The 14,773-nt window shown below is 59.1% G+C and carries 11 protein-coding genes; 5 read left to right on the forward strand and 6 right to left on the reverse strand.

All coding sequences use genetic code 11. The features are described from left to right. Positions 1–206: 206 nt before the first annotated feature. The 4 genes from ACR0AA_RS18915 to ACR0AA_RS18930 form a co-directional block, all read right to left on the reverse strand. Positions 207–2,627, reverse strand: coding sequence for a GcvT family protein (locus ACR0AA_RS18915; RefSeq protein WP_480756759.1), 2,421 nt, complete (start codon positions 2,625–2,627; stop codon positions 207–209). A 110-nt stretch (positions 2,628–2,737) separates the two neighbouring features. Continuing rightward, a complete protein-coding gene (locus ACR0AA_RS18920; RefSeq protein ID WP_480665536.1) occupies positions 2,738–2,977 on the reverse strand; it encodes a hypothetical protein in 240 nt (79 codons plus the stop codon). Positions 2,978–3,037: 60 nt separating this feature from the next. Then, positions 3,038–4,192 (reverse strand): aromatic ring-hydroxylating oxygenase subunit alpha, encoded by a 1,155-nt coding sequence (locus tag ACR0AA_RS18925; RefSeq protein ID WP_480665537.1) that lies wholly within the window; start codon positions 4,190–4,192, stop codon positions 3,038–3,040. 100 nt (positions 4,193–4,292) lie between these two features. After that, positions 4,293–5,198: a LysR substrate-binding domain-containing protein gene (locus tag ACR0AA_RS18930; protein WP_480665538.1), complete on the reverse strand. Its 906-nt coding sequence runs from the start codon at positions 5,196–5,198 to the stop codon at positions 4,293–4,295. Between the two features lie 548 nt (positions 5,199–5,746). Between ACR0AA_RS18930 and ACR0AA_RS18935 the strand changes: the two genes are divergently transcribed. The 5 genes from ACR0AA_RS18935 (at position 5,747) to ACR0AA_RS18955 (ending at position 11,926) form a co-directional block, all read left to right on the forward strand. Continuing rightward, complete coding sequence (locus ACR0AA_RS18935; RefSeq protein WP_480665539.1) at positions 5,747–7,570, forward strand: BCCT family transporter; 1,824 nt, start codon at positions 5,747–5,749, stop codon at positions 7,568–7,570. A 153-nt stretch (positions 7,571–7,723) separates the two neighbouring features. Beyond that, positions 7,724–9,271, forward strand: coding sequence for a trimethylamine methyltransferase family protein (locus ACR0AA_RS18940; RefSeq protein ID WP_480665540.1), 1,548 nt, complete (start codon positions 7,724–7,726; stop codon positions 9,269–9,271). Positions 9,272–9,348: 77 nt separating this feature from the next. Next, positions 9,349–10,452 (forward strand): mandelate racemase/muconate lactonizing enzyme family protein, encoded by a 1,104-nt coding sequence (locus ACR0AA_RS18945; RefSeq protein WP_480756764.1) that lies wholly within the window; start codon positions 9,349–9,351, stop codon positions 10,450–10,452. Positions 10,453–10,463: 11 nt separating this feature from the next. Further along, entirely contained in the window at positions 10,464–11,195 is a 732-nt protein-coding gene (locus ACR0AA_RS18950; RefSeq protein ID WP_480756767.1) for an SDR family NAD(P)-dependent oxidoreductase, read from the forward strand. Further along, positions 11,192–11,926, forward strand: a complete 735-nt coding sequence (locus ACR0AA_RS18955) for an SDR family NAD(P)-dependent oxidoreductase (protein WP_480756769.1) — start codon at positions 11,192–11,194, stop codon at positions 11,924–11,926. Before ACR0AA_RS18950 ends, ACR0AA_RS18955 begins: the two co-directional genes overlap by 4 nt. Before the next feature lie 9 nt (positions 11,927–11,935). Here the strand turns inward: ACR0AA_RS18955 and ACR0AA_RS18960 are convergent, their stop codons facing one another. Continuing rightward, positions 11,936–13,276, reverse strand: a complete 1,341-nt coding sequence (locus ACR0AA_RS18960) for an NAD(P)/FAD-dependent oxidoreductase (RefSeq protein WP_480665544.1) — start codon at positions 13,274–13,276, stop codon at positions 11,936–11,938. After that, positions 13,273–14,769, reverse strand: coding sequence for an aldehyde dehydrogenase (locus ACR0AA_RS18965; protein WP_480665545.1), 1,497 nt, complete (start codon positions 14,767–14,769; stop codon positions 13,273–13,275). The genes ACR0AA_RS18960 and ACR0AA_RS18965 overlap by 4 nt, the downstream gene beginning before the upstream one ends. Between the last annotated feature and the right edge of the window lie 4 nt (positions 14,770–14,773).

A 14,773-nucleotide genomic window follows, 5' to 3' on the forward strand; every position in this document is an offset into this window, starting at 1 on the left:
CGGCGCGGGTTTTTCAACAGGCTAAATTCTCGCCATGAGATGAGCTAAAGTATTCTGAGAGATTCACATGCGTTCATTTCGCTATAATTTAGAAGTTTTTTTAATGAAAGCATCGTCGCTATGAGTTAGTTTTCTTAACCGCACAGTGCAAAAAAAGGCCGGCTTTTGAGGCCGGCCTATGTAACTGCGTCAACAGTTTTCCCGAACTATCCGCGAAGCACTTTGCCCGATGCGTCGAAGGGCGGCTCGTGCAGTATAATCGCCTTGTGCGGGCGGCCCAGAACCATGACCTGCACCTCTTCCCCCGGTTCCACACCGGCGACATAGCCAAGTGCCAACGACATGCCCACCGAGTAGCCGTAAGCCCCCGAGGTAACGCGCCCGATGCCCTGACCGTCTTTGAAAATCGGCTCCCCCCCGGTTGCATCGGCATTGGATGCGGCGGTGTCCTGTTCGTCCAGATGCAATAGCACAAGTTGCTCGCGGGCAGGGTTGCTCAGCACCGCCTCGGCTGCATCCTTGTTCAGGAAGTCCTTTCCGAACTTGCACAAGCGGTCCAGACCGACCTCATGAGGCCAATATTCCGGGCTGTATTCGCGGCTCCACGATCCGTAGCCTTTTTCCACACGCAAAGACATCAGTGCCCGACTGCCTACAGGACCTGCGCCAAAGTCCCGACCGGCCTCGATCAAGGCATCATACAGGCGTTCCTGATCTTCGGTGGCGCAATGAACCTCCCACCCCAGATCGCCAGTGAACGAGACTCGCAATGCCAGTACCTCGACACCTGCCAGTTCGATCTTGGCGGAGCGCATGAAAGGGAAGTCTTCGGTGGCAAGCGATGTGTTAGTCAGGCGCTGCAGAATCTCGCGTGACTTCGGTCCGGCGACGTTGAAGCCGCACATTGCCTCGGTCCTGCTTTCGAACGTGGTGCCATCGGGCAGGGACACCTGCTTGAAGAACCGTTTGTGATAGCGCTCGGCCATACCCGAGCCAATGATCCAGAATTCATCCTCAGCAACGCGGGTCACGGTGAAATCCCCGGCGATGCCGCCGCGCTTTGAGATCAGCGGCGTCAGGCAGGACCGTCCCACCGCTTTGGGCATGGTGTTGGCGAAGACGGCGTTCAGCCAATCCTCGGCGCCGGGTCCCTTGCAGATATACTTGGCAAAGTTCGAGATATCGATGATCCCCGCGCGATCACGCAGCATCCGGCATTCTTCACCGACGGGTCCCCACCAGTTCTGGCGGGTAAAGCCATTGGTATCAGTGGTGCCCGGCGAGTCCGCAAACCACAGCGGATGTTCCCATCCCGCGTTCAGCCCAAACACAGCGCCCATCTCTGCCTGTTTCTGGTAAATCGGTCGCGTGCGCGCCGGGCGTCCTGCGCTGCGTTCTTCGTTGGGGAAGTGGATGGCGAAACGGTGGGCGTATTGATCCTTTACGCGGGCCATGGTGAAGTCTTTGGTGGCCCAACTGTCGAACCGCGCCATATCCCAGGCGAACATGTCGTATTGAGTTTCGCCCTCGATAATCCACTGAGCCGCCATCAGGCCCATGCCGCCGGATTGTGAGAATCCGGGGATGATACCATTGCAGCAGAAATACCCGTCAACTTCGGGCACTGGACCCATCAGCACGTTGCTGTCCGGAGACCAGATCATCGGCCCGTTGATGACGCGCTTGATCCCGGCTTCACCCACGGCTGGCAGGCGTTCGATGGCGTTCATCATGTTCTCTTCGATCCGTTCCAGATCGTCAGGGAACAGATCGTGCGCGAAGTCCAAGGGCGTGCCGTCCTCGGCCCAGAATTTCATGCCTTTCTCGTAGGCCCCGACCAGCAGGCCCTGACCTTCCTGCCGCAGGTAATACTCGCCATCGCGGTCGCTGACCGAGGGCAGGCGGGTGCCGTGTGCTTCGACATCGGCCATGGTCTCGGTCACGAAATACTGGTGCTCGGTCGGTTGAAGGGGCAATTCGATGCCGGCAAGCTTGGCCACCTCGCGGCCCCACAGGCCGGCTGCGTTCACGACCCAGGGGGTTCGGATTTCACCCTTCGGCGTTCGAACGATCCAGGTGCCGTCTTTTTGCTTGTCGGTCGCGATGACGGGGGTGAAGCGATGGATTTCGGCCCCGCGTTGCCGCGCGCCGACCGCATAGGCGTTGGTCACACCCGAAGGATCCACGTTACCACCGTCGGGTTCGTACATCACGCAGCGGATGCCATCGTAGTTGACCAGCGGGTTCAGGCGCTGCGCTTCTTCGATGCTGATCTCATAGAAGTTCATACCATACAGCTTGGCCTTGGCGGCCTGCAGCTTCAGCTGGTGTTCGCGCTCTTCGGTCTGCGCAAGGTACAGCGACCCAGGCTGGAAGACGCCGCAGCTTTGACCCGTTTCAGCCTCAAGCTCTTTGTACAGGTTCATCGTGTAGTGCTGGATGCGGCTGATATTGGTGCTGTCATGCAGCCCGTGGATGTTCGCTGCCGCGTGCCAGGTCGAGCCTGACGTCAGTTCATCCCGTTCCAGCAGCACTACATCCGACCATCCCAATTTGGTCAAATGATAGAGGATCGAGCATCCGATCACCCCGCCGCCAATTACCACCGCCTGTGCATTCGTTTTCATGAGCCTGCCGTATCAAAGTTGGTCCAGCAGCCTTGTGTCACCATCGCTGTGACACCGGCAACGGACATAAATTTCATGTTGGGTTGAGCGGGTTTAATCCGAGGCGCGCCTCAGAACTCCAGCTTATGCGCGCGGCCATGCGCGACCAGCCGCTGGTTCAGCGCATCGGCTTCTGGTGCGCCGGATTCCAGTGCGAAAACAAACGCATGAGTCAGGTAAAAACAGGCCGCGTCGATGTCTTGCGCCTTTTCGCGCTCATCCGCGGCCATGGCGTAATACCGGATCAGGTCGGCATGATCATTGCGATCATGCGCGTCCAGTAAAAGGCGATCCAGATCCTGTTTATCCATGGGCGTCCGCATTCAACGGGAGGCCGGCCCACCGTGACATGGCGGGCCGGTCCAAAAGGTTTATTCCGCGCGGCCATTTTCGATCTGCGTCGCGACCCAATGGTGGAAGTTGTGCGTCGGCCCGTCCATCGCCGGTGAAAACCGACCGCCGTCGAACAACATGCCGTGTCGGCCTTTCTGCATGCCTTCAACGACGAAGACGTCTTCTTCGAACACAGTCTTCCATAGTTGAGCATTTGACGCGCGCAGGCCGTCATGCTCGGGCGTGTCTTCGACGCTTTTGGCGTAATAGAGCTCAATGTGCTCGACGGTGTTTTCGTGGTCCACCGGCTCCAACACAATGGCAAAGGCGTGGTCCCGCTGAACACCTAGCAAAACGTTCGGGTAAACCGCGATGTATTCCGCGCCTTCGTTCCACTTGTCGCTGAGGCCGTCGAAATCCGGGAAGGTCGCGCCGTCCTGATCGGTCAACTGGCGATAAACCAGCGTACCCTGACCAGAGTAGTGGCCCCGCGCTTCGATGTTGTAGTGGTCTTCTAAGCGGGAATAGCTGTTCAGGCCGGGATGCACCCAAGGCAGGTGGTAGCTTTCGCAGTAGTTTTCGACCGCCAGTTTCCAGTTGGTTTTGACCTCCAACTTGAACGAGGACGTCTCGCCACCGTGGAAAACGGGTTGTTCGAATTCTTTCCAGCGCTCCAGCAGGGCGCCGTGTACCTCTTCGAACTCGGGCGCGTTGCCGTCGACATTCACAAAGATCACGTCACGCCAGACGTATGAACGCACGCGCACCAGTCCCAGATCTTCGCGTTTGACATCCTCGTGTTTGTTTTGGCCAGGGCCGCCCACATGCGGGGTTGCGCGCAGCTCACCCTTCAGGCTGTAACACCAGCTGTGATAGGGGCAGCGGATCGCGCCCCCAATTTTGCGCGGAGTGTCCACCAGAATCATGCCGCGGTGGCGGCAGGTGTTCTGGAACACGCCAACTTCACCGTCGCGATCCCGGACAATCAGAAGCGGCATGCCCAGAAAGTCGACCGGTTTCGCATCGCCTTCTTCCGGCACGTCTTTGCCGAACCCGATCCCGGACCAATTGGCATAAAGCACGGAACGCTTTTCTTCATCAAAAACGGCCGGGTCGATATAATGTTCATTCGGCAGGCCATTTGCGACGTTGACGTCGGCCAGAACGGAAGACAGCGCGCTATGCTTGTTCATCGGGCTCTCCTGAGGTTTTGCTGGATGTATCTTTGACCGTATTGGCGGATCGAACCTGATGGTCTCAATATCAGAAAAGCTCATCAGTGGGTGATTTCACCTAAACCGAACCTTCCTGCACTTCTTGAATGATCCATGCTTTCAGGGCGCGGGCGCTTTCGGAAAGCTCATCATCGGGGCGTCCAACAAGGTAGAACTGGTTGGGAGCGGCCACTTGGTGCGGGCCAATCGGCACCAGTTTGCCAGATTGAAGCATCGGTTGAATCAGGCGCTGCCAACCCAAAGCCAGCCCCGCGCCCTTGCGGGCAAGCTGTAGTGCGACGGAATAACTGTTGACGCGAGATTCAATGGGAACCGCGTCGTTTAAACCCAATTGCTGAAACCACTCGGGCCAAGTTGTCCATGTGCGATCTTCCGAATCCAGATGGATCAACCGTTCGGCAGCCAGTTCCTCGAGGCTGGCGCCGGTCAGGCGTTCGGCGACCTCCGGGCTACCGACCGGGACGAGGTGATCGCGGAACAACGGCGTGTGGGACAGGCTTGGATCGCTGTGTCGCCCGTAACGGATGAAAAGGTCGACATCTGGACGATCGCGGAACGGACGGTCCTGAGACAACTGATCAACATTGACCTCTGGCATGTCGCGCCAGAACCGGATGACGGCCGGGGATAACCAGAGAGCCGCAACCGCAGTCGTCGAGCCAACGGTGACCTTGCCGGCTGTCGACCTGTCACGGATTGTGTTCAGGGTGTTTGAAATTCGGCCAAAGGATTTGGACAGTGCCTCATACAGCGCTTTGCCATCTTCGGTCAGATCGACACCGCGATGCTTGCGTTGGAACAAAGGAGTGCCCAGATCGCCTTCCAGCGCTTTGATCTGGTGACTGACCGCGCCGGGTGTGACCGACAGCTCAACGGCGGCGTTCTTGAAGCTCAGGTGGCGCGCTGCAGCCTCGAAAGCGGACAGGGTTGTCAGCGGTGGCAGGTTGTAGTGGCGTCTGGACATAGTGGCTGGTGAATCGTTGCTAGGTTTCAGTTTAGTTTTTATCAACTCAGTTTTAGTTTTTTTGAAGGTGAAAGCTAGGCCTGTCTGACGGAAATGGTGTTTTTTTAGCTCACGTACGGGGTGGATGTCGCATTTTTCGTCAATGCGTCGGTTCTGGCCGAATTTAGATTGGTGCGCCACTATAGTCAGTTTCACCAACAAATGTCGTGTTCAGCAGGCTTTCTGGGTGAAAATGCCCGGCGTCGCAAGATGGTTCTGCCTCAAGGCGACGTCTCAAACTGACTGCGGAAAGGGAAAGTGGAGGAGGCGCGGAACTCATCCCCGGTTGGTAAGACTGAATACAGCCCGTAAAGTCTCTGTGTTGAATTCACTGCAACTCAGAAAGCGTCGAGCCATACGGCTGCGCGCCTGTCGTGCTGGGTTCTGAACATCGAGAAACACAAAGTCACCAGATGCCCGCTGTCGCATCGTCCCCAACATCCCGTGCCTTGGACGGTCGATCATCAGCAAAAAGGCCCAAGATAGAAAACGACACACGGAGGAGAAACATGTCGATACCCGAACCCTTTACGGACGTTGAAATAGAAACGGCTGATGCCGGATTCTATGAAAACTACAGCGTCCCAATCGCCCTTATCAGTAAGGGCATTATGGTGGCTCTTGTTCTGTGGGCGCTGGTCTTTCCGGCGAACGCCACCAGCACACTGGGCACTCTGAACGGCCAATTGCTGGAAATCTTCAACAGCTTCTACATCATCATCGTCGGCGCTTTTTTCTTTTTCCTCGCCATTGTCGCCATCATTCCAGCCACGGGTCGCCGGATCATGGGAACGCCGGGTGAAAAGCCTGAGTTTTCGAACTTTTCGTGGTTCTCGATGATGTTCGGCGCGGGTCTGGGTGTTGGCCTTATGGTCTTTGCTACAGCCGAACCACTGGGCCTGTGGGGATCGAACCCCGTTGTCGTTTCGGGCGCGGTCGAGGGCAACACGCCCGAGGCGCTGCAGTCGGGCTATCGCTTTACCTTCTTGCACTACGGTTTCCATGCGTGGGCGATCTATGTCGTCACCGGCCTTTCGCTGGCTTACTATGCGTACACGCGCGGTATGCCGCTGACGATCCGTTCGGCGCTGACTCCGCTGTTCGGTCGCCTGATGAACGGTTTCCTCGGACATGTTGTTGACGTTCTGGGTGTCGTTGCGACGATCCTCGGTGTTTCGGTGACCATAGGTTACGGTGTCAGCCAGTTCATCGATGGTGTCTATGCAATCACCGGCATGGGTTGGGTCATGGATCTGGGTGGCGAAGTGCCAACCCCCAGCAAAGTGGGCCTGATTGCAGGTCTGGTTGTCATCATGGGCCTGTCGATCATCTCGGCTGTGTCCGGTGTTGGCCGAGGCGTGAAATACCTGTCGAACCTGAACTTGGTTCTGTCGATCATCCTGCTGGGCACGTTTGTGGTCTTCGGTTCGTTCGTCTTTGCCATGACCACCTATGGCACGGCGATGGTGGACTACATCCTGCACTTCATCTCACTGAGTTTTGGTGCATACGGTCCGTTGTCTGCCGAAACCTTTGCAGCGGCTTTGCCTGCCGAAGCACAAGCCCATGCAGATGCCCTGATGGGCGGCGCGACCAACGCTTGGGGCAGCTTTGACGGCTTCAAGAGCGGCCTGGAAGGCGCCGCTGCCGAGCTGGACGAGGCAACACTGGCCGCAGTATATGCGGCCGGCGAGCAGGGTCGTCAGTTCGGATGGCAGGCAGGTTGGACCACGTTCTACTGGGCCTGGTGGATCGCCTTCTCGCCCTTCGTGGGCTTGTTCCTGGCGCGCATCTCCAAAGGTCGTTCCGTACGCGAATTCATCCTCGGCTGTGTCTTTGCACCGGCACTGGTTTGTTTTGCCTGGATGACCATTCTGGGAGGAACCGCGATTGATCTGGAGCTGGCAGGTGCAGCCGAAGGCGCGATCATCGGTGCGTCGAACACCAACAAGCTGTTCGCCACCTTGTCCTTCATGATCGACGGTGGGCTGCTTTCCATGCTGAACGTCATGTGCGTGATCCTGATCATGACCTTCCTGGTGACGTCCGCGGACTCGGGTATTCTGGTGATGAACACCATCATGTCCGGTGGCAGCCAGGAAACCGGCATCAAGCACCGCATCATCTGGGGTGTGATCCTGACAGCTGTGATCGGCGCGCTGATCCTGGCGGCGGGTGACAACAACCCGATGGACGCCCTACGCAATGCGATGATCATCGGTGCGCTGCCCTTTACTATGGTGATGGGTCTGATGTGCGTGTCGCTGGCCAAGGCGCTCTTCCGCGACAGCCAGCGGGATAAGCTGGCGTCGCAATCGCAGGCGGCTGAATAAGCGCGCGTTCGTATAAAGTAGTGGACGCCGCCCCAGCACGGGCGGCGTTTTTCGTTCCGGGCCGGTGTCGCTTCCTGCAAACAGACATCGCAATCAGTGAGGTGCGAAGCCGCCGAATCCGTCAATCTGAGTACAAGATTGGAGGATTGCCCCGTGAACATTCGTACTGCGACACGCTCGGGCGGACGCTCTGCCCGCCGCGCCAAGCGCACCGCCCCGAACATTGAAATGCTGCCCGGCCTGACACGAGGCATTCCCTTGTGTGAGGTAATGGACGGCAGCCAGGTCGAACGCATCGACAACGCCTCGATGGACATTCTGGAGAATGTCGGCGTTCAGTTCCGCGACCCCATTGCGTTGGAAGACTGGAAGAAGGTCGGGGCCAAGGTCGAAGGTGAGTTGGTCTATCTCGACCGCGGACTGGTGCGCGAGCTGATTGCCACCATTCCCAGCGATTTCACCTATCACGCACGTGACCCCAAAAAGAACGTGCGCCTAGGTGGAAAGCACTCGATCTTTGTGCCGATGACTGGCGCACCTTTCCTGCGTGATCTCGATGATGTGCGCCGAAACCCCACCCTGGACGATCTGGCGATGTTCCATAAGCTGAGCCACATGATGCCCGCGTTGCACAGCTCGGCGCACCACATCGTCGAGCCCTACGACCACCCGATCAGCCAGCGACACCTGCGGATTACCTATTCGTCAATGAAGCATTCGGACAAGACGTTCATGGGCATGACCACCTCGCCCAAGAACGCCGAAGACGTGATGGATATGTGCGCAATCCTGTTCGGAGAAGAGTTCCTTGAGGATCACCCGGTCACGACCGGCAATTGCAACGGCAACTCGCCGCTGGTTTGGGACGAAACCATGCTGGGTGCAATGCGAGCCTTCTGCCGTCGTAATCAGCCGGTACTTTGCTCTCCCTTCGTGCTGGGCGGGGCCAATACGCCTGCATCCGTCCCAGCAACCGTTGCCCAGTTGAATGCCGAGGCGCTGAGTGCGCTGGCCTACACGCAGGTGATCCGCAAGGGTGCTCCGGCGATCTATGGGCACTATCTGTCGACCGTGTCGATGAAGTCCGGCGCGCCGATGGCGGGGACACCCGAGATCAGCCTGATGAACTTCATGATCGGTCAGATGGCGCGGCATTACGATGTACCGTGGCGCACTTCGAACACGCTGGGCGGGGCCAAGACGTTTGACGCGCAGGCCGGGTACGAATCCGCGACGACGTTGCAGGCGGTTGTTCATGCCGGTGCCAACTACATCTGGCACAGCGCCGGTTGGAACGAGGCCGGGATGCACTGCTCGGTCGCCAAATTCATCGTCGATGCCGAACAATGCGCGATGGCGTACCGCATGGCCGAGGGCCCGAAGTGGCACGATTTCGATCAGGCCATCGCGGCGGTGCCGGATGTTGGCCCCGGTGGGCACTATCTGGGCCACCCGCACACGCAGGACAACTTCCAGAGCGCATTCTTCATGCCCGAACTGTTCGACAACAATTCGATCGAGCAGTGGCAGGCGGAGGGCAGTGTCGAAATTACCGAACGCGCCCTGAACCGCGCCCGATCCCTGTTGGCCGAGTATGAGGAGCCCAAACTGGATGAGGCCAGAAACGAAGCCTTGTTGGATTACATCGCCCGGCGCGAACGCGAGATTCCAGCGGCCGACGAACTGAACCAGAGTTACTGAGATCAACTCCCCCGAAACTCACCCGCCCGGACCATTGGGCGGGTTTTTTCCTTAAACAGCAGTACGGAACACAAGCCGTGAAAATCGCCGAAATTCACATCTACAGTCACGATCTACCGGTCAAGAACGGTCCCTACACCATGGCGAAGGCCGAGGTCTGGGCCCTGGATACAACCTTGGTCAAGCTGGTTGCCGACAACGGTCTGGTCGGGTGGGGCGAAACTTGCCCGGTTGGCCCGACCTATGCCGAAGCCCACTCAGCCGGAGCGCGTGCCGCATTGGCGCAGATGGCTCAGGGTCTTTTGGGAGCCGAGGTTGCGCCGCTAGGCCTGCATCGCCAGATGGACAGCTTGCTGAACGGTCACAACTACGCCAAGGCCGCGATCGACATCGCGGCGCATGATCTGCTCGGCAAACACCTTGGGGTCAGCGTATCGGACCTGTTGGGAGGCACCATTACAGACAGAGTTGCGTCTTACTACGCGACAGGTGTTGGTGCCCCGGATGATATCGCGCGTCTGGCAGCAGACAAACTGGCCGAAGGTTATCCACGCCTGCAGATCAAAGTCGGTGGACGGCCCGTGGAGATGGATATCGAGACCATCCGAAAAGTCTGGGAGGCCATCGGCGGGTCCGGAATGCGACTTGCCGTCGACGGGAACCGTGGCTGGACGACCCGCGACGCGCTGCGGGTCAGCCGCGAGTGCCCGGATGTTCCCTTTGTGATGGAGCAACCGTGCGACACGATTGAAGATCTGCAGAAAATCAGGCCACAGGTCAGCCACGCGATCTACATGGATGAAAACAGCACCAGCCTGAACACGGTGATCACTGCGGCGGGCACCGGTTTGGTCGACGGGTTCGGTATGAAAGTCACGCGCATCGGCGGCTTGCAGCCCATGCGCGCGTTCCGAGACATTTGCGAGGCGCGCAATCTGCCCCATACCTGCGATGACAGCTGGGGCGGAGATGTTATCGCCGCGGCCTGCACGCATATTGGCGCAACGGTTCGACCCGATCTTCTGGAAGGCGTTTGGCTGGCTGCGCCGTATATCGAAGGCAACTACGACCCCGAGAATGGAATTCGGATTGAGGCCGGGCATATACAAGTGCCAACTGGCCCGGGTCTTGGCGTTGTGCCTGACGAAACCCGCTTTGGCGCACCTGTCGCGTCTTTCTGAAGGAGCAGGTCATGGAATTCGAAGGAAAAACCGCTCTGGTCACAGGTGCTGCTGGTGGGATTGGAGCCTCACTCGTACAGCGCCTGCGCGCCGCCGGTGCAAAGGTAGCAATTGCCGACCGCTCGGTCGATGGGATCGATGCCGAGGCGCATCTGCCAGGCGATTTGTTGGATGCGAATTACGCCGATACTTTGCCTCAGAAAGCTGCGGACGCGCTGGGCGGGCTGGATATTGTTGTCAACAACGCGGGCGTTATCTCTCGTGGTGCGGTCACCGAAACCTCGGATCAGGACTGGGCGCTGTCGCTGGGCGTAAATGTCGAGGCACCGTTCCGCGTTTGTCGCGCAGCAATTCCGATCATGGCGGCCAAAGGGGGTGGGGCGATCGTCAACACTGCTTCCTGCTGGGGGCTGCGCCCGGGCCCGAACCACGCCGTTTATTGCATGACCAAGGCAGCCATAGCTTCTCTGACCCAATGTATGGGGATGGATCACGCTCATCAGGGCATCCGTATCAATGCCGTCTGTCCGAATGAGGTGAACACGCCAATGCTGCGGTCCGGCTTTGCCAAACGCGGGTTTGACCCGGATACTGCGGTGGCTGAACTGGGTCAGACCGTACCTCTGGGTCGCATCGCCGAACCGGAGGATATTGCGGACGTTATCCTGTTTCTGGCGTCGGACGCATCGCGCTATGTTTGCGGTGCGCTGCTGGAGGTGAACGGAGGCAAACCCGTATCATGACCCGTTTTAAAGGCAAAACCGCCCTTGTCACCGGCGGGCGCAGCGGGATCGGCCGGGCCATTGCCGAGCGGCTGCGCAATGACGGTGCCCGAGTTCTTACCGCGCAACGTGGTGAGGACCCGAATTTCGAGAGTATCGAAGCCGATTTCAGCAACCCGGACAGCCCAGGTTCGGTGGTTTCGCAGGTCGTCGAAAGCGCGGGTCAGCTGGATATCCTCGTGAACAACGCGGGTATGATGCAGGAAGCCTCGGTCGAAGAGATGAGCCTGGATGACTGGCAACGCAATTTGACGGTCAACCTGACGGCTCCGTTCTTGCTTATAAAGGCGGCCCTGCCGCATCTGCGTCAATCGCGCGGGTCCATCGTCAATATCGGCTCAATCGAAGGGTTAGGTAGCAATCCCGGCCACGCAGCCTATTGCGCGACAAAGGCGGGGCTGCATGGCCTGACGCGCGCCGTCGCAGTGGATCATGGGGCCGACGGCATCAGGTGTAACGCCGTGGCACCCGGTTGGATCGACACCGAGCTGAATATGGACTTTATCGAAGCACAGCCGGATCCGGACGCATTTCGCCGCGATATCAGACGCATTCACCCCGTGGCCCGGACTGGCCGCCCCGAAGAGGTTGCCGCTTTGGTCGCGTATCTTGCTTCTGAAGACGCCAGTTTTATCACCGGACAGGTCTACACGGTAGATGGTGGTAGAATGGCTAAGCTCAGCCTGCCTTAACGGGCAGGCTTATTCTTTGCCCGAACGCCATTCCTTCCATATCAGATAACTGTTCGCGCCCAATGACGCGAACGGCTCTGGCGGAAGTCGTGGTGGCATCGGTTGGGACAGGAAGTGATCGGCGATGTCCGATCCGCCTTGCGTGACCAGCTCTGCCACTCCCATGCCCTGCAACGTACCGCGGGCAATGCCCAGACCATTCTGGCAGCAGGCAGAGAACACGCCGCTTTCCAGCTCTCCGAACGCGGCTGACCCATTCCGGCTGAGGCACAGCATACCGGCCCAGCGATGTTCCATCCGAACATCGGGCAGATGTGGGAAACGCTCGCGGAACTTGCGGTCATGCACCCAACCCGCATTGCGCAATCGCATTGGGCTGGTCTCAATCGTCGGGTGGAAGCTGGAGCATGTGCGGATCAAAAGGCGGTCGCCATAGCTGCCCGAGACGCGCCGGACCGAGGTGCCCATCGGGTCGGCCGGAGTGACGGACCACCGAGGCTGGCCGCCGAGCGTTCTTACTTGCTCGGGCGTCAGAGGTTCGGTCATCGACGCATACAGGCAAATGTGCATCAGGCGGCGTTCATAAAAACCAAAGCTCTCAAGATGGCCATTATTTGCCAGAATGATGCGGCCCGTCGACACCTGCGCGTCGGGTGTTTTCACAAGCCATCCGGAACGCTGCTTTTTGAATGCGGTCACAGGTGAGTTTTCGAAAAGATCGATTTTCGCGGCCAGATGCGATGACAGTGCGCGCACGTATCCTGCAGGCTGGATCATGACCGTTCCGGGCGCATAGAGACCCGATGTGTAATGCGGGCTGCCGGTGATCTCTTGCATTTGCTGGCGATCGTAGAGCGTACAAGGTTCTCCCAACCGCTCCAGATGCTCGGCGAATTCGCGGTTGTGACGGTCTCCGGCTCGGGTTGCGGCGGCGTTGAACTTGCCGCAGGGGTCGAAGGTCTCATCCGACAGGTCGCAGTCGTTGGCAACGTCAGTCGCAAATGCGATGGCGCGGCGGTTCAGGGCAATGGTTGCCCGATCTGCCTCTAGCCCGTCACCGGCGTAGTTATCTGACGCCAGATCGTGCGGCAGATCGATCATGAAGCCCGAGTTTCGCCCGGCCGAGCCTTCGGCAAAGCGCCCGGCCTCCAACAGGACGACCTTTAGCGTCGGGTCGAGTTGCTGCAACCGGCGCGCTGCACTGAGGCCCGCAAATCCGCCACCGACAATGGTGACGTCGGCCGAGGTGTTTTGCTCAAGCCGGGGCAAGGGAGGCTGTGGCGGCAGAATGGCATTCCATCCTGCTGGACCCGTCTGCCGTGGCAGGCGTTTTGTGGTGAAGGCGGTCAATCGACCGCCTCGTCAGCGTCGTCGGCCAGATCGATCCAGATGGTTTTCAGTTGGGTGTACTGGTCGTGCGCATGGACCGAGTTATCGCGCCCGCCAAACCCGGACTGTTTGTAGCCACCAAACGGCGTTGTGATGTCGCCCTCGCCAAAGCTGTTGACCGTCACGGTTCCGGCCCGGATCGCCCGTGCGCCACGGATTGCGCGTTTGGCGTTGGCGGTGAAGATCGACGCACACAGTCCGTATTCGGTGTCGTTGGCGATCTTGATGGCCTCATCGAAACCCGAAACCTCGATCACCGACAGAACCGGGCCGAAGATCTCTTCCCGCGCCAAGGTTGAGTCGTTCCCGGGCACTTCGACCACAGTCGCCTCCACAAAGCCCTTGTCAGCTTTGCCGCCGATCACCACGTTCTCGGCCTGATCCAGATAACCGCAGACCTTGTTGTAGTGGCCTTCGCTAACCAGAGCACCCATGCGGGTTTCCGGGTCCAGCGGGTCGCCGATGTTCCACTGTTTTGCGTGATGGGCAATGCGTTCCAGCAGTTCCGCCTTCACGTCCTTGTGTACAATCAAACGAGACGAGGCCGAGCAGTTCTCGCCCATGTTCCAGAACGCGCCGTTGACGACATGCGCGGCCACGCGGTCGAGGTTTTCGGCGTCATCCATCACGATGGCCGGGTTCTTGCCGCCCATCTCCAGAACCACCTCCTTGGCGTTGCTTTCTGCCGAATAGGTCAGGAACCGTTTGCCGGTGACGGTCGAGCCGGTGAAGGACACCATGTCGATATCCATGTGGCGGCCAATCGGCTCACCCACTTCTGCGCCGCCGCCGGGCAGGATGTTCAGCACACCGCGCGGCAGACCAGCCTCCATTGCCAGCTCGGCCAGACGCAGCGCGGTCAGCGTGGTTTCCGCGGCTGGCTTCACGACCACGGAACAGCCCGCCGCCAGCGCAGGGCCGATCTTCCACGCCAGCATCAGCAGGGGGAAGTTCCACGGCAGCACCAGACCGACAACACCAATCGGCTCGCGCACCACCATGGCGATATGGTCATCGCTGGCCGGGCTGACCTGATCATAGATCTTGTCGATCGCCTCGGCGTGCCATTTCAGGCAGTGGATGGTCTCAGGAACGTCGACGGTTTCGCAGTCGAAGATGGTTTTGCCGCTGTCGATGCTCTCCATCACTGCCAATTCGCGGGCGTTGCGGGTCATCAGCTTGCACAGCCGGATCAGCACGTCCTTGCGGTCCGAAGGATGCAGTTTCGACCAGCGGCCGTCGTCGAACGCCGCACGCGCCTTTTCAACGGCGAAGTCCACATCCGCCGCGCCGCAGGCTGCGATGTCAGCCAGTTTATCGCCGGTCGCCGGGTTCACTGTCTCAAAGGTTTCGCCCGAGATCGCCGGGCGGTACGCGCCGTCAATAAAAGCGCCTGTGGGCAGGGTCAGGCCTGCGGCGATGGATTTGTATTCGTCCTGTGTCAGCAGATCCATGTCT

It is taken from the genome of Ruegeria sp. CE8, from assembly GCF_056537465.1.